Annotated in this window: 12 protein-coding genes; 5 read left to right on the forward strand and 7 right to left on the reverse strand. The window is 45.0% G+C overall.

Annotated features, from left to right (window positions below):
- Nucleotides 1-59 precede the first annotated feature (59 nt).
- Entirely contained in the window at nucleotides 60-671 is a 612-nt protein-coding gene (locus H8B19_RS06300; protein ID WP_186505957.1) for a MarC family protein, read from the forward strand.
- Between the two features lie 92 nt (nucleotides 672-763).
- Here H8B19_RS06300 and H8B19_RS06305 read toward each other — a convergent pair whose 3' ends face one another.
- The 3 genes from H8B19_RS06305 to H8B19_RS06315 all read right to left on the reverse strand — a co-directional run bounded on the left by H8B19_RS06305 (nucleotide 764) and on the right by H8B19_RS06315 (nucleotide 3,448).
- The gene (locus tag H8B19_RS06305) at nucleotides 764-1,537 is read right to left on the reverse strand and encodes an MFS transporter (RefSeq protein ID WP_186506154.1); all 774 of its coding nucleotides are present in this window, start codon (nucleotides 1,535-1,537) and stop codon (nucleotides 764-766) included.
- A gap of 77 nt (nucleotides 1,538-1,614) precedes the next feature.
- A complete protein-coding gene (locus H8B19_RS06310) occupies nucleotides 1,615-2,244 on the reverse strand; it encodes an MFS transporter (protein ID WP_241737509.1) in 630 nt (209 codons plus the stop codon).
- Between the two features lie 109 nt (nucleotides 2,245-2,353).
- Nucleotides 2,354-3,448 carry an alpha/beta hydrolase gene (locus tag H8B19_RS06315; RefSeq protein WP_186505958.1) on the reverse strand — a complete coding sequence of 365 codons (1,095 nt, stop codon included), beginning with the start codon at nucleotides 3,446-3,448 and terminating at the stop codon, nucleotides 2,354-2,356.
- Between the two features lie 220 nt (nucleotides 3,449-3,668).
- Here H8B19_RS06315 and H8B19_RS06320 point away from each other — a divergent pair, with 220 nt between their 5' ends.
- The 3 genes from H8B19_RS06320 to H8B19_RS06330 all read left to right on the forward strand — a co-directional run bounded on the left by H8B19_RS06320 (nucleotide 3,669) and on the right by H8B19_RS06330 (nucleotide 5,819).
- A complete protein-coding gene (locus H8B19_RS06320) occupies nucleotides 3,669-4,571 on the forward strand; it encodes an AraC family transcriptional regulator N-terminal domain-containing protein (RefSeq protein ID WP_186505959.1) in 903 nt (300 codons plus the stop codon).
- Between the two features lie 171 nt (nucleotides 4,572-4,742).
- Nucleotides 4,743-5,108 (forward strand): cupin domain-containing protein, encoded by a 366-nt coding sequence (locus H8B19_RS06325; RefSeq protein WP_186505960.1) that lies wholly within the window; start codon nucleotides 4,743-4,745, stop codon nucleotides 5,106-5,108.
- Between the two features lie 105 nt (nucleotides 5,109-5,213).
- Entirely contained in the window at nucleotides 5,214-5,819 is a 606-nt protein-coding gene (locus H8B19_RS06330; RefSeq protein WP_186505961.1) for a porin family protein, read from the forward strand.
- An 83-nt stretch (nucleotides 5,820-5,902) separates the two neighbouring features.
- Here the strand turns inward: H8B19_RS06330 and H8B19_RS06335 are convergent, their stop codons facing one another.
- The 4 genes from H8B19_RS06335 to H8B19_RS06350 form a co-directional block, all read right to left on the reverse strand.
- Nucleotides 5,903-7,147, reverse strand: a complete 1,245-nt coding sequence (locus tag H8B19_RS06335) for a glucuronyl esterase domain-containing protein (protein WP_186505962.1) — start codon at nucleotides 7,145-7,147, stop codon at nucleotides 5,903-5,905.
- Between the two features lie 132 nt (nucleotides 7,148-7,279).
- A complete protein-coding gene (locus H8B19_RS06340) occupies nucleotides 7,280-8,422 on the reverse strand; it encodes an endo-1,4-beta-xylanase (protein ID WP_186505963.1) in 1,143 nt (380 codons plus the stop codon).
- A gap of 13 nt (nucleotides 8,423-8,435) precedes the next feature.
- Nucleotides 8,436-10,571 carry a glycoside hydrolase family 65 protein gene (locus tag H8B19_RS06345; RefSeq protein ID WP_186505964.1) on the reverse strand — a complete coding sequence of 712 codons (2,136 nt, stop codon included), beginning with the start codon at nucleotides 10,569-10,571 and terminating at the stop codon, nucleotides 8,436-8,438.
- A 10-nt stretch (nucleotides 10,572-10,581) separates the two neighbouring features.
- A complete protein-coding gene (locus tag H8B19_RS06350; RefSeq protein ID WP_186505965.1) occupies nucleotides 10,582-12,180 on the reverse strand; it encodes a glycoside hydrolase family 43 protein in 1,599 nt (532 codons plus the stop codon).
- Between the two features lie 408 nt (nucleotides 12,181-12,588).
- Between H8B19_RS06350 and H8B19_RS06355 the strand changes: the two genes are divergently transcribed.
- Nucleotides 12,589-15,678, forward strand: a complete 3,090-nt coding sequence (locus H8B19_RS06355) for a TonB-dependent receptor domain-containing protein (RefSeq protein ID WP_186505966.1) — start codon at nucleotides 12,589-12,591, stop codon at nucleotides 15,676-15,678.
- The last annotated feature ends 33 nt before the right edge of the window (nucleotides 15,679-15,711 follow it).

Genomic DNA, 15,711 nt, shown 5'->3' on the forward strand with positions numbered 1-15,711 from the left:
AAATGTCATTTCCACATTCCAGTTTCATTATACTGCTGGACAACCGATAAAAGACTGATATGACAGATAAAATCCTGCACGATTTTTTAATTATATGGGCAACCATCGATCCTATTGGCACCATGGCGTTGTTTGCCGCGTTGACGGCGAATTTGTCTGCGAAGGAATTAAAGAAAACAGCTTATAAAACCATTTTATATGCAGGTTTGATACTCATCGGTTCCATTGTTGTTGGTCAGTTATTGCTGGGGGCGATGGGTATTAGTTTGTTGTCGTTTCAGGTTGCTGGTGGGGTTATTTTATTCCTGTTTGGTCTGCAGATGATCTTTTCTAATAATATCTCAGACGAGACCGGAGAACCGCGGCATGATATTGCGGTGTTTCCATTGGCAATTCCTGCTACTGCATCACCAGGTGCAATTCTGGCGGTGATTTTAATCACCGATAACCACACTTATTCTATTGTGGAGCAGGCTATTACCACTGCAACCATGTTATCCGTGTTGTTGATTACCTTGCTTCTATTACTATTCTCAGGTCGTATTATTCGGTTAATTGGGCTGGGTGGCGCTTCCTTACTAACCAGATTAATGGGTATGATCCTCGCGGCCTTGTCGGTTGAGTTTATTATGGAAGCGCTAGGTGTTAGCAAGTGGGTGACTACTATATAGAAACATACCGGCACGGTGGCTTGAGCTAAAGGTATCGTTAGTTGAAGGGACAGATAACCTGTCCCTTATTCCCTGCATATTTAACAGACTGATTAGTTGGGTAACACGGTACTTTTGTTAGTGATTGAGTTTAATTTGATGACGCTTACTGAGCCCAGTATTAGCAAAACCGCACTAAAGCAGAAGGTTGTTTGATAACCAAATTGATCAAATAACAAGCCCCCGGATGTTGAGCCTAACGCAATAGCAAGTTGAACAACGGCGACCATTAATCCTCCACCCGCTTCAGGGTCATGATTCATGGTTTGTGATATCCAGGTCCACCAGCCCACTGGTGCAGCGGTCGCTACAAGTCCCCATATGATCAATATAACAACCAATAGAGATATGTCTTTGGCAAGCAATATCATAAGGGCTGCCATCATTGCCATAATCAGAGGCATGAGCGCCAGCGTGAGATAAAATTTTGCGCGCAGAAACAGGTTAATAAATGTTGTTCCGATAAAACCTGCGATGCCAATCAACAGTAAAATACCAGACAGTGTATAGCTATTCACACCTGCCGTTATTTCCAGAAAAGGTCTGATATATGTGAACAACGAAAACTGACCAGAGAATAGGAAAGTAATGGCAATAAAACCCAGTAAAATTCTGTGGTCGGATAAATGTGAGAATATCGCTGTTAGCTTTTTTTTCTGATGGTTAGCAGGCATATCTGGCAGAGCAAACCATTGCCATACAAATGTGATTAATGCCACTGGCGCCAAACACAGGAAAGCGCCTCTCCAGCCAACGAATGTGGCTAGGGCGTGTTGATCTTTGCAGTGTGTTTTTGCAGCCGTTTGTAGGGTTTTTATACAAGACAGAACGAATGTCGTGTAGTTATTCTACATAAATGAGTGATAACGCCGTAGAAAAGCCCTACAAACACTGCCCAGAGGGTTCAATTCAACACCTTTTGCTCTTTGTCGTCGGGTTTTGACTTAGACCCACTAAGCCTGCAACCCGGCTTCGCGATCAAAAAATGTTGAACTTGAACAAAATTCATACCGCAAAGATTAACACGCCCTGAACTACCCAGAGGAGCGGCAATAACCATAGCAAGGGCATTGCCTGCATTAAAAGTAGCGAGGGCTTTGGGTACTGCATAGTCAGGCACAAGTAACATCGCGGCTTTAGCCGATAATGACCAAAATCCGCCGAGAGCTATACCTACCAGAATTCGTCCCGTCATATAAATAATATAATTAGGGGCAAAACCCACCATCAAAGAGGCAATGACCATAATAGCGGTTAAACCAAGCATTAAGGTACGTCTGTTTAGATTGCCTGCAAGTGATGAAATAGATAAGGCAGTTATTAATGCAAACAGGCCAGATATAGAAATACCCTGACCAATTGCCCCCTCACTGACACTTAGATCATCAGACATTAAAGTTAATAAGCTGACTGGTAAAAACTCCGACGCTACCATCGCAAAAGCACAAAGTGACATGGCAAACACACCTCCCCAGTGAGCAACTGGCTTGCTATCCATACCTTGATTTAATGGGGCTTCATCAACATGATTCATTAATAATTATCCTGACAATTCTTTGTGATAAGTGATTTTTTGCATTGGGGAAAAAACAGATTCCCGGCCATCAACCGATGAAAAAACAGTTTCAAGCCGGGGGATTTGGTTAGATATTCTGTTGAAAAAACGTGCTTATTTTGTCAAATGGGATCACATCTAACTGATCGTAAAGGTCGGTATGAGTCGCATCCGGAATTATCATCAGTTCTTTAGGCTCGGCTGCTGCTGCAAAGGCCGTTTCACTGAAATATCTGGAATGCGCTTTTTCTCCATGGATGAAGAGCGCAGGTCGCGGAGATATTTCATCAATGTAACTTAGGATCGGCATGTTCATAAACGACAAAGGTGTTGTAACAGTCCATGACGCATTCGAATTGATTGCTCTTGGATGAAAACCACGCTCTGTAGATTTGTAATAAGCCGCATACTCCACAACAAATTGAGGTTCCCCACCTTTCAGTTCGAGTGATACCGGGCCGTATGTCGGGCTGCCGTTTTCTGCGTCCTTCCAGCGTTGTTCACCAAGCTGTTCCAGGGTTTTTGTGCGTTGTTCCTGGGTAACACTATCGTTGTAACCTTTCGAGAATAAACGGGTCATATCGTACATAGTGCTCGCTACGACCGCTTTAACTCGTTTATCCACTGCAACCGCATTTAACGCCATACCGCCCCAGCCGCAGATACCAATCACGCCCATGCGCTCACGATCAACGCTTGGTAATAAGCCAATAAAATCTACTGCCGCGCTAAAATCTTCTGTATTGATATCAGGTGAGGCCACATTACGCGGTTCACCACCACTTTCGCCGGTAAAAGAAGGATCAAATGCCAGTGTGACAAAACCTCTTTCCGCCATGGTTTGTGCATAAAGACCTGATGATTGCTCTTTTACCGCGCCAAAAGGCCCACAAACAACAATCGCGGCATGTTGTGTATTACTGTCTTTCGGTTGATATAGATCCGCAGCCAGCGTGATGCCGTAACGGTTGACAAAACTTACCTTGGCGTGATTGACCTTGTTACTTTTAGGGAACGTTTTATCCCATTCATTGCTAAGTGTTAAAGCTTGTGTGGCGTTGGCCGTTTCGGCGCTTAAGCCGATCAGGCTCATGGTTGCGATGCCTGTTCCCGCTGCCTTGAGTACATTGCGGCGATTAACATCGTATGTAGTGTCGTTATGGGTATCTGATTGTACGCTCATTGAGAAGTCTCCATCGTTATAAACCGGATTTAATTATCAATGAACAGGTGTTAAAGCAGGTATCACTATAGTTTGTTTATATTGCCTAATCCTACGGACGAGTGTTTTTTTATGATAAGATTTTTTAAATGTAAGGTAAGCTTTAGGTTTTGCATTATATGGACTTGTTCGATGATTGTATGTTTTTTGTTATTGTCTTAACAGCAGTGGAGTAAAAAAAGTGAACGCATCCCTGATACCGTTACAGCAGTCTTTAATTCCAATTATTGATCGATGGAGTGCGGGGCATTTAGATTACGCGACCGCGATTCCCGGACTCAATTTATTTCGTCGGGAGACACCTCTGCCACCTGCTTTTTGCCTGATTAAACCCAGCGTGGTGCTGGTGGTGCAGGGGGATAAACAAATGTATGCCGGAGACAAAACCTACCCCTACGACATTACACGTTTCCTCATAACATCGCTGGAATTACCAGCCAAGTCGGAAACCTTGTCGGCCAGTGCTGAAAAACCCTGCCTTGGGCTGAACCTGGAACTTGATAAGCGATTAATTACCGAAATGGTGGCACATGGTGAAGTTCCATCTAAAAGTGATGTTACTGAAGGATGTGTCGGTACGGGGCGTGTTACCGACAAGTTATTAGAGTCTTTTCAGCGCTTAGTCTCGTTGCTGGATGAGCCGGAAGCGGTTTCAGCTTTGTTACCCGGGGTAATGCGTGAGATCCATTATCGATTACTGACCAGTGATCAGGGCAGTCGTTTACGTCAAATCGCATCAGTTGAAGGGCAGGGATATAAAATTGCCAAGGCAATTGACTGGCTTTGTCTTCATTTTTCCGAACCTCTGAGTATTGATGCACTCTCTTCTCAGGTTCAAATGAGTACCACCACATTTCACAGCCATTTCCGTCGTTTGACCAGTATGACGCCACTACAATATCAAAAATGGCTAAGACTGAACGAAGCAAAAAGGCTGATGTTAAATGATGATTTAGATGCTGCCAGTGCGGGTTATAAGGTCGGGTACGAGAGCCCATCACAATTTAATCGGGAATATAGCCGTTTGTTTGGTGTTTCGCCCAGACGAGATGTTGAAATGTTACGTACACAATTGGTGAGTTAAGTTGTTATCCAACGTCTGACAAGTGGATTGTGTTTTTATTTTGTCATCTTTGGTTCCTAAATATGAGCTTTGCTGTCGCTTTACATTACGCAAACTATGTATGTTAACCCTTCATTCATTTTATGTTTAACTCGATCTGTTTAAATGCCACGGAAGCCATAGCAGACCTTTATGAATAAAATTAATATCGCTGAAAAATTCTCATTATTTGATGAAACATGGACGCCTAAAATCCTTGCAGAATCTAATGGACAACTGGTCAAGATTGCTAAAGGAAGTGGTGAACTGGTATGGCACAAACACGACAATGAAGATGAGCTGTTTATTGTGTTTAAAGGTCATCTCACCCTGCAGTTACGTGATCGCAATATTGAACTAGCCGAAGGGGAAATGTTTGTGGTGCCTAAAGGGGTTGAGCATTGCCCTATTGCGGAACCCGATACCCATTTTATGATGATTGAGCCTGCAACGACTGCCCATACGGGTGAGGTGGAGTCACAGGTGACAGTGGCTGCTGATAAACAGCAATGGATATAGTTAGTTTATTTCAGGTGATTTAAGGCGCAGCCAGAGCTGGTTAATCAACTTATTATTTTTAATAAAATTTTGTAATTAAAACAAACTCAATGAAAAGGACTTTATATGAAAGCAGTAAAATCTATCGCCACATTGTGCATTCTTATATCTGGTGTTATTTCCTCGGCTTTTGCCGCAGAGAAAAACAATTGGCATGTTGGTAGTTTATTTACATCACAGAAAGTGAATGACCGTGATTTAAATACCTTTGGTCTGACAGTTGGTTATCAGTTCAACCAGTACTTTTCAGTTCAGACTCGTTACTCAAAGGGTACGTCTGGAAGCTCGGAAGTACTGGATTTTACTAATTTCGACAAAGTGAGTCTGGATAGAGACATAAAGTATCAAGGCTCAATACTAATAAAAGCAGCTTATCCTTTTGCGAACCAATTTAGTTTTTATGGGATCGCCGGGTATTCAAAAACAAAAGCAGAACAAGATTTATTTGAATCAACAACAGATTCACAAGGCAATCTGACAGGCGTGAATACTTCACCTCCATCTATGACTTTTACCGAGAATGGATTTACCTATGGTGTCGGTGTGGATTATCACGTGACAAAAAATGTAGAACTATTTATTGAATATCAGGTTCTGCCAGACTGGGAACCGTTATCTGGTATTTCGCAAAGTTGGGATAGTATTAACCTTGGTTTTAATTACAGGTTTTAATTCACTCAATCTTACTTTTATGGGGAATGTTGCCGCAGCAGATTGCAGTGCATTCTCTAACGTCCCTATGTTAATCGTCGCCACTATAAGTCAGGTAAGTTCCATCGCTGCCATTTTTCTACGCTAGTATCAAACTCTCCATCGGTTTTCATCACCTGCGTATCAGCCTTTTTATCATCCAGTAAAAACCGTGCTAAAAAGGCATTTAACTCAGGCAACTGAGCATCGGGGAATTGGCAGTGTTTATGTCCTCCAAGTTGCGACACACCCATATTCTGCGGTACGCCCAATGCCTGCCAAATGCTGTGTGCGACTTTGGCTGTGAGGTAGGTGCTTTGGTTACCCAGCCATTCCATGGAAGTGTTTTCGATAACCAATAATCCACGAGGTGCAATCATGCCCATCAGCTGGTGATGATCGACCGGGATTTTGGTGGTGTGGCCGCTGAATTGTTTGAAGTTATCACGGAACCAGACATTTTCAGTGACGATTTGCTTTTGGGTTTGCACGTTTTGCCCCTGACTTTGTTGATAGTCAGAGATGCGCCAGCTGGCAGACCCACCCGAGCCGGATTCCTGTGCAATGGTCAGGGCAATACGTTCATCAAAAGCACCCGCGACAATCGCGCCTTTGCCGTTACGTGAACAGCCGGTCACGCCAATATGTTTGGTATCGATTTGCTGTTGGCCGGAGTCGGCCAGCACATCAATTATACGGCTTATACCCCAGCTCCAGGCGATCATGGCACTGGCAGAATGTTGGCTGCCATACAGCTGATAAAATTTGCCTTTACCGCGTGAGCCGGTGTTTTGCTGCTCGGCAATCTCGTTGTTGTTAAACTCAATGACCGCAATGCCTGCATCATCCAGCGCTTGTTTGTTTAAGCAATACCAGCCGATTGAAATCACCGCAGGATAGGGTGCTTTGCCTTTGCTGGGATAGTGCACTTTGGTATTAAAACTAATCGATTGCTGTAAGTGTGTAGCGTTAACCGTTAGGCTTTCTCCCTCCAGTTTTCCGCTGACTTTTTGTGGTTTAGGCGGCTTTTCACCTAGTTCGAATCGTTCAAACAAGACGCGGGTATGTGCCCGTACACAAGGCCAGTCTGATTTGTCAGTGATTGTTGTGCCATCGGTTTTTAAAAATGGATTGGGTAAGGCTGTTATCTCGGGGAGTTGCGACATAGCTTTAAAACTCAGCGCCTCACATGGGTGAATGCCGGTTTCATTAAATTGGCTGGTGCTGACGGTATTGGCGACTGCAAGCTGGTTGTGTGCGATACAGCATAAAACAACCAACATCATGCGGCGAACATGGCTTAAATACATAATTAGCTTCTCTTTAATGTACTGGCCATCAGTGTGTGTGTTGCTAAGCTATGCGGCTATGGCAAATTCTGATTTTTGAGTTGTTAAATTTATGTAACTGGCAGGCTGGGCTGGCCTGCCAGCTAAATAAGTCTAGAAATCCATTACCGCATTAAACGCCGATTTGGGTTGATGCTTAACATCAAATAACATTGGAAAATCCTCACGGCCGGAATCAAACTCGGATAACCAGGTATTATCATCGGCAATGCCCCAGAAGGTCACATTGCTGATGTGCTGGCTATTGCGTCTGAACATGGCAAATAAATCCGCATAACGCTGTGCCTGTTTCTCATCTAACTCTGCGGGAATGGTATCGGCGGTATAAAAATCACTTTTTTCATACTTGTGACCGCCTATATACAAAGACACATCCAGTTCGGTTATCTGCACATCCAGTCCCAGCGAGGCGTAAAGTTGAATCGCTTTTTCCAGATTTTCAATCGATTGATAATAGGACTGATGATTTGGATCATCCGATGGAATGGTATTTAAATGGGCTTGCAGACCAACGCCATCAATAGGTACCCCTTGCTCCAGCAGTGATTTTAATAAGTCATAAATTGCCTGCTGGCGCGCCGGAATATAGTTGTAATAGTCGTTGTAATACAGTTTGGCGTTAGGATCGGCTGCATGGGCATAATGAAACGCTGCTGCAATATAGTCTTTGCCAATGGTGCCGTACCACCAGCTTTTCTGGTCATCGGCGCTTTCGTTTTCGGTGCGCATGCTGCCGTCATCCATAATGGCTTCGTTGACCACATCCCAGTAATCGACCTTGCCTTTGAAATGACCCACCACATTATCAATATGGTTTTTCATAATGGCCAGCACCTGATCTTTGCTGCGTTTGTTATCTGTCTCGTCAAAAAATACCCATTGTGGCGTCTGGCGATGCCACACCAGTGCGTGACCGCGCATTTGCATCTGATTGGATTTGGCAAAGGCCACCATTTTATCTGCCAGCGCAAAATCAAACTGGTTTTGACTGGGTTCCAGCGATTCGAATTTCATTTCATTTTCGGTGGTCATGCTGGAAAAATGGGTTTTTAGCAGCTCGGCGTGATCAATGTAACTGTTTTGATCTGCCGCTGCTCCCACATAAAAATAATCCTGATATTTTTGTTTTAAGCTTTGTTGTTTAAGCGGCTGGTTTGACGCTGACGGCTGTTGCTGACTGCAGGCACTGATTGCGCTCAGTGCCAGTAAAGAAGCCAGTTTGATGAACTTGCTCATAGTTGATCCTTTATTATTGTGTATTTGCATGAGTGAAACCTTCGGTTTTAACCTGCCAGCTACCATCAGCCGGAAAACCACGTGTGCTGCTTTCTGGTTGCTGCATCGCCATCATGGCAACCGCGGATAAAAGTGCGCCATTGGCCGGTAAATAAACCGGTAGACCGACTTTTTGCTGAGGGCAGTTTCCATTCACCATATAGTGGTTGTTGTGTGCGTCCATAAGCAGGGCATCAACAGCCTGTTGCGGCCGGTTAAGTTTAGTGGCGGTCATGGCGATCATGGGGTAGTCCCAGCCCCAGATTCGGGTGGCGAAGTCCCAGTCTCTGAGCACCGCATCCAGTGTGTTTTGCATCACCTGTTTGTCGGTGCGCTGGTCTTCAAGTAGCCCCCACAGTGCCAGCATGGCAGGGTGGTCGTTACGGCTTTCTATGTTGTCAAAGGTGTCGGGAATGGTTTCAATCGCGACGTATTTTCCATCTTTTTGCGGCAGCGCGGCCAGTTTTTCAATTTGTTGTTGCCATTGTGGATTGGCTTGTAATCCTAAACGACTGCGCCATTTTTGCGCGGTGATCAGGGCTGTGCGCCAGTAAGCCAGTTCAAAACTGGGATTTTGTGATTGGGTTACATCATAGTGTTCCTGCGCGATCCAGATGGGTGGAAGCAGTGAATAACGGTTTAACTGTGGTTGGTAAACCAGCATGGATGACAGTGCATCAGCGGTTTGCATCACCAGTTCAGCATAACGCTGCAATAGTTTTTTATCGCCGGTGCTTTGATATAAACGTTCTGCTAAATCAATCGGTTGAGGCTGGTTCCAGATAATCAATGGATTACCACCCGGGCTTTCACGCCCATCCGGGCCGACCATTTTTGACCATCGTGCGCCGCTTAATCCACGGTCTTTGGCAGTTTGTTGTGCGACCGGCAGATGGGCGACATACCAGTCGAGTACTTTTTGAGTATATTGGCCACGCTGCCACAGGCTCCAGTGTGCGCTGTGCCACCAGCTCATTTCGGTGTGAAATTTGCCATACCAGCTGCTGCTGGTTAACCCGGTTTCCTGTGCTGGAATATCAGCACGTTCCTGCGCTGCCATCAGGTACTGGCTGAGTATTACCCTGCGTTCCAGCTCTTTGGCCTGAGCTGAGCGGCTGCCGGAAAAATCAATCGCTGCGCCAGATTGCCAGAAGTTTTGCCAGCCTTGTCTGGCATCTGCCGTTATCTGAGCGTAATCATATTGGTTGAATCCGTCCGGTTGCTGGCTGAATTGCACAGTAACACCGAGGTTATTGTTGCCTTTAGCCGGAGTTAACACATATTGCTGGGGGGCGAGTTGGTTGAGGCTGGCGTCGCCCTGCCAGCTTATTTTCAGCCAGTGCTGATGATCATCTACCTCTCGTTTGAACACCACAGAATGTGCATCCTGACTGACTACACTGGTGTGGTGCGCCTCTGCGTTCCAGATTAAATCAGGGGTATTTTTAACCTGTAAATCATAGCCGCGTGGAAAGGCAAATTTTACCGCTAACTGCGCTTTATCAATCAGGGCCGAATGAATGTTAAATCCCAGGCTGTCTGTGCTTTGTGCCACGCTTGAGCGTAATTCAACCGGTTCACCATCTATCTGATACTGACTGGTTAGTTCACCCTGCCATAAATCCAGTGATTGCTGGATTTTACCAATTTTATCCGCAGTCAGTGGCTGGTTGTTGTATAGCAGACTAATACGGCTTAGTGGCAGATCGTGTGGATTCTGGCGTAACCATTGCCCGGCGTCTCCATCCATATTGGTGGGAAAATCAACCTCAGTCGAATAGGCCTGATAACTGACGTAAGTGTCTTTCAACTTATAGTGATTAGGATTAGGGTGGCTGTGCCATGCCCAACGCGCCTTGGTTTCCAGCGGTGTGCCCTTGGCATAATAATCATCAGCCAGACTTTGCAAACCGGTTACATCGGCGGTAAAAGCAAACTGGCCGTTGCCCAGTGTAAAAGGTGAGTGCCAGTCAATTTTATTTAAGGCTGGGTTATGGCGGCTGACCAGTGCCTGGCGGTCAATTTTGGCTACTGGTTGTGCACAGCCGACCACCGCTGTGAGCGTTATGGTGATTAAAGCGTGGCGCAGTAAGTGAGTTATCTTCATCATTGTTTGGCCCTTATTGCATTCTGAACCAGTCAAAATCTGCGTAACCCTGACTGCGCTGAATATTGGGGCTAAGGGCAAAGATGCCCACTTTGGCACCAATCCATACGCCAGCGGTAGCCTGCAGTTGCTCACCCATGTCGGTGAACTGTTCTCCATCCTGACTGTAGGAAAAGCGATATTTGCCATCAGCGTCAACCTTTACCCGCAGGTAATACTGGTAGTCGCCTTGTGCATTTTGTTGTGCTTTAACAGAACTTAATTCCTGTGTTGCATCATCATACTGTTCATAGTGGCCTTTAAATACGCCTAGCCTGACGTCATCTTTAGCCTGATACAGTGCGATATATCCCCATTTTTGTCCGTTAATCACTAATCCGGCTTTATCGTTTAACTGCGATGGATGGAAGTTAATCTTGGTGGTGGCACTGAAACCGGGTGAGGAAAACTTTTGTAAAAGCTGATTACCGACAAAACGCAGGTTGCCAAACTGGGTTAAATTCTGCTCGGCATATAAACGCAGATGACCGGGGTTAGCCTGATTAAGTGAATACCAATTGGGTTTTGGATTGGCGTGCCACTGCCATTGTAATCCCAGTTTGTCCTGATTAAATTCATCGGAGGTTTGTGGCGTGGTGATTGGATAGTTATGACCCACATCCGGTTTTTTATAACGGGCAACCGGTTCACCTATGCCATCATTATTTTGATCTTCTCCCATATACGGCCAGCCGTCTTTCCAGCCCATTGGTTGTAAATGTACAATCCGGCCGTACAAACCTCTGTCCTGAAAGTGCATAAACCACCACTCACCAGATTTAAGCTGCACCACGCCGCCCTGATGCGGGCCGTTTATCTCGGTATTGCCTTTATGCAAAATGGTTTTACTTTGATAAGGACCATAGATGTTTTTAGCACGCAAAACAGCCTGCCAGCCCACCTTTACACCACCAGCGGGGGCGAAAATATAATAATAACCGTCTTTTTTAAGTACTTTAGGGCCTTCAATCACCGGTTGCTTATCGAGATCCTTAAACAGCACTTTTCCGTCATCCAGCAGCTGTTTACCATCGGCGCTCATTTTGTGGATATAAAGAATATCGGCTCTGACTTTACCGCGAATAAGATACGCGTTGCCGTCATCATCCCAGAAGGGGGTTGGATCTTCCCATAATTCTACTGCTGCCATTTGCTGTAAATCCCAGCTGCCAGCCGGATCTTTGCTGGTGGCCACAAACAGGCCGGTTTGTGGTGTGCAGAAGTACACATAAAAGGTGCCATTGTGATAACGAATAGTCGGGGCCCACGAACCGTTGCCATGTGAGGGTTTATCAAATTTTTCAAATGGCAGTGACTGGTAAACATGACCAATGATTTGCCAGTTCACCATATCTTTGGAATGCAGAACCGGTATGCCGGGCATAACGTTAAAACTGGAGGACACCATATAAAAGTCATCTCCCACCCTGATCACATCCGGATCAGAGTAGTCCGCAAATAGTACCGGATTCTGGTATTGCCCATCGCCCAAATCGGCCTGCCATTCCAGAGCCGGTATTGACCGGCAAAATATCAATACCAGCAAAGGCAGTAAAAAACGTCGTTTTTGCATAGTCCATTTCCAAAGTTAGTGAATTGATTAATTTGCGCTCGAATTTGATTGATAAACGTAAATATGTTGCGTGATTGTTGCAATTTCAATCAGTTATATAAATGGCAATATTTAACAATCGATTCATTTTTTTGCATGTAATTCAATCAAATTCAGTCAAATGATGCACGGAGAGTAGCCAATTAGCCATTTTCCTGTCAATCATTCGTTAATAAAATGTAATGATTGTTATTGACCTTAAATGTCTTATTGTGTATTTTTTGTGAACTTATTTGATTGAAAGTGATTTATTTAGATTGCATCAATTCAATAGTAGTCAAACAAAGTAACAAGATAAGACGACCGCATTTATTTAAATCTTATGGGTGTTTTGGAAGTCGCCCAGTGGATACTTGGAGAACACAACAAATGAAACAACATAAAATATCTAAATTTCATTGCAGTACCCTGTCCATGATCGCGGTGGCGGTAGGTATGGCCTTGATCCCTGGTATGACTCTGGCTCAGGAACAACCAGCTACGCCTCAAGATGATGCTGTTGAGAAAATTGCAGTAACAGGTACACGATTGGCACCAAGGGGTATGGATTCGCCTACTCCGGTTAATGTGGTAGGTGAGGAAGAATTTGTACTGTCTGGCACGCAAAATGTGGAAGAATTGATGCTTGATACGCCGCAGTTCTCGGGAAATCAGCTGGAAGGGCCAAAATCAAACACGGTACAAGCCGGACAACCTATTGGCGTATCGACACTTAACTTGCGTAATTTTGGTGCTACACGAAATTTAGTACTAGTAAATGGCCGACGCTTTGCGATTACCGGCCCGTCCATGACAACAGATATTAATACCATCCCGGCAGCATTAATTCAGAGAACCGAAATCGTGACCGGTGGATCGTCCGCAGTGTATGGTTCAGATGCTATTACAGGGGTGGTTAACTTTGTGATGAAGGACGACTTTGAAGGTGTCGAAGTCAACGCACAAAGTTCGTGGGACCAACCTTCAAGTGCACCAACCTATAATATTGATCTTACTTTTGGTGGTAATTTAGATAATGGTAAAGGCAATATTACAGCGTCGTTGGGGTATTTAAGTCGTAAAGGGTTCACTACTAACCAGATCTCAGATATTGCCTTTCCCGGACTTTCTGATGGTTGTGTAACGGCAGACTCCTGGAGCAATAAACATGCGGGAATACCATTAGATACAGGCGGACAAAGTTGTGAAGCTGCCGGGGGGCGCCTTGGTTTTGTGACAGGCGGTTCATCCAGCGTACCTAATGGACGTATTGGCAACCTGCCAACGGTAGGTTCTGCTCAGTCTGATCCTGAACTGGATGCTGCTTTAGTTGCGGCAGGCTTACAGGATATGACGGGTCTAGGCGCTATCTTTGACAAACAAGGTAGCTCGGTCAGACCTTTTATTAGTCCTGATGATCGTTTTGATTTTAATGACAATTCTTTTGTTCTTGCGCCACAAGAGCGCTGGATGGGCAATGTTTTTGCTAACTATGATTTGAGTGACGATACTCAGGCATATATGGAGTTGCACTACAGTGGCAACGTTACCAGTGTACAAATTGCACCACCTAATGTGGGTGAAAACTTTTTATTTGATGTGGATAACCCTTACTTAAGCCAGGAAATGCAAAACCTTTTGACGTTGCTGGATGCCCGGGAAACCGGTTCATCTACTGTGAATCCTGGTAATTTAACTATGACCACTGTGGCTAATGATGGATTGGCGTTATTGAATTATGGTCGCCGTTTTAATGATTTAGGTGGTCGTTATGCAGAAGCTGATCACAATGTCTTTCGCACCGTTGTTGGTGTAAAAGGCTTTTTGCCCAGTGTTTCCAGTGATGTTCTGTATGACCTGACCTATGACATTTATTACAGTTATGCAAAAACCACTGAAACCGATTTGCAAACTGGATCTGTGTCTAAAAGTGCAGTGCAAAGGTTGTTGTTATCCCAAAATGGTGAAGCGCCAGTCCTTAATCTTTTTGGTAACGGTAATATTAGCGAAGCAGCTGCCCAGGCCATTTCTATTGGTGCAGTATCTAAAATTGAAGCCGAACAAAAAGTTGCCGTTGCAGCGTTAACCGGTGTTGCATTTGATATGCCAGCTGGCCCGGTTGATTTCGCTTTTGGTTTGGAGTGGCGAGATGCGTCGGGTTCCTACACCCCAGACTCTTATCTTGCATCAGGTGACGTTTCGGGATGGAACTCGGCTAAAGCCACCAGCGGTAGTCAGTCTGTTAAAGAAGTTTTTGGTGAAATTCGTGTTCCGGTACTGGCAGATATGCCGGGGATCAAACGTCTTGATGTAAATGGTGCATTCCGTTATTCGGACTATGATGTTGGCAGCGACGATTCCGTATGGACGTATTCAACTGGTGTTGAATGGGCTGTTAACTCTGACTTGTCTTTCCGCGGCCAGTTCCAGCATGCTATTCGGGCTCCGAATATCGGTGAGCTATTTGGTGGGCAGGGATCGGATGGACCCACCGCGATTGACCCCTGTTCAGCAGGACAACCTGCGGAAGGGCAAACTCAAACCGTACGTGACTTATGTATTGCCACCGGTGTACCCGCTGATGCCGTGTTTACTGTCGGTGTTCAGACGTCACCTTTCTTAACTCAGATTCGTGGCGGTAATCCTGAATTAACCCCGGAAGAGTCTGATACCACCACTTTAGGTGTGATTGTTCAGCCGCAACAAGTTCGTGGGTTAGCGGTAGCAATAGATTATTTTGATATTGAGCTTGAAGACGCGATTGCGCCGTTAGGTGGTGGTGGATTGCAGAATGTTCTGGATTTGTGCTACAGCACACTTCAGGACGCTAACAGTGTTTATTGTCAGGCAATCAACCGCGATAGTACGGGGCAAATAGCGGCACCCAAATATGTTTATACAACCAATGCCAATATAGGTGGTATTAAAACATCGGGCATTGATATAAACGCCAGCTATACCTTTGATGTTGATTGGGGCTTGTTTGACGGTGGTAGTAAATGGAGCCTGAATACATCCTGGACTTATACCGATGAATTTACCGTAACACCTATTCAGGAATTACCGGATATTACCAATGAATGTGTAGGTGCCTTTGGTAATACCTGTGGTCAGCCTTTGCCTGAGTGGAAGGGGAGTTCGCGTATTACATGGGAAAATGGACCGGCACTGGTGTCATTACGCATGCGTTATCTGGGTGAAGTGACTACCGATAATATTGTGGTGCCTGAGGCCAGAGGTGAATCGGCACCTTCGCCTGATTCCTATGTTCATCCAACCATTGATTCATATGCTTATTTTGATCTGACAGGTGGTTATCAATTATCCGAAGATACTGATTTAACCGTGGGGATGCGTAACATTTTCGATAAAAAAGCACCTATTATGGGCAGCCTGACGCTCGGTGGTGCTAACACGATTCCGTCAACCTATGATGTACAGGGACGTACATTGTTTGTTGGAATTAATGCGCACTTCTAATCGTGTCTGATATGTAAAAGGTGCAGCGTTAAT

Origin of the sequence: Neptunicella marina (assembly GCF_014270035.1) — a bacterium.
In the GTDB taxonomy this organism is placed as follows: Bacteria; Pseudomonadota; Gammaproteobacteria; order Enterobacterales; family Alteromonadaceae; genus Neptunicella; species Neptunicella marina.

Excerpts from the sequence above, each read along its gene's own strand:
- H8B19_RS06315 (WP_186505958.1), bottom strand. The coding sequence starts at position 3,448 with ATGAGCGTACAATCAGATACCCATAACGACACTACATACGATGTTAAT.
- H8B19_RS06355 (WP_186505966.1), top strand. The coding sequence starts at position 12,589 with ATGAAACAACATAAAATATCTAAATTTCATTGCAGTACCCTGTCCATG.
- H8B19_RS06340 (WP_186505963.1), bottom strand. The coding sequence starts at position 8,422 with ATGAGCAAGTTCATCAAACTGGCTTCTTTACTGGCACTGAGCGCAATC.
- H8B19_RS06335 (WP_186505962.1), bottom strand. The coding sequence starts at position 7,147 with ATGTATTTAAGCCATGTTCGCCGCATGATGTTGGTTGTTTTATGCTGT.
- H8B19_RS06345 (WP_186505964.1), bottom strand. The coding sequence starts at position 10,571 with ATGATGAAGATAACTCACTTACTGCGCCACGCTTTAATCACCATAACG.
- H8B19_RS06310 (WP_241737509.1), bottom strand. The coding sequence starts at position 2,244 with ATGAATCATGTTGATGAAGCCCCATTAAATCAAGGTATGGATAGCAAG.
- H8B19_RS06300 (WP_186505957.1), top strand. The coding sequence starts at position 60 with ATGACAGATAAAATCCTGCACGATTTTTTAATTATATGGGCAACCATC.
- H8B19_RS06330 (WP_186505961.1), top strand. The coding sequence starts at position 5,214 with ATGAAAGCAGTAAAATCTATCGCCACATTGTGCATTCTTATATCTGGT.
- H8B19_RS06325 (WP_186505960.1), top strand. The coding sequence starts at position 4,743 with ATGAATAAAATTAATATCGCTGAAAAATTCTCATTATTTGATGAAACA.
- H8B19_RS06350 (WP_186505965.1), bottom strand. The coding sequence starts at position 12,180 with ATGCAAAAACGACGTTTTTTACTGCCTTTGCTGGTATTGATATTTTGC.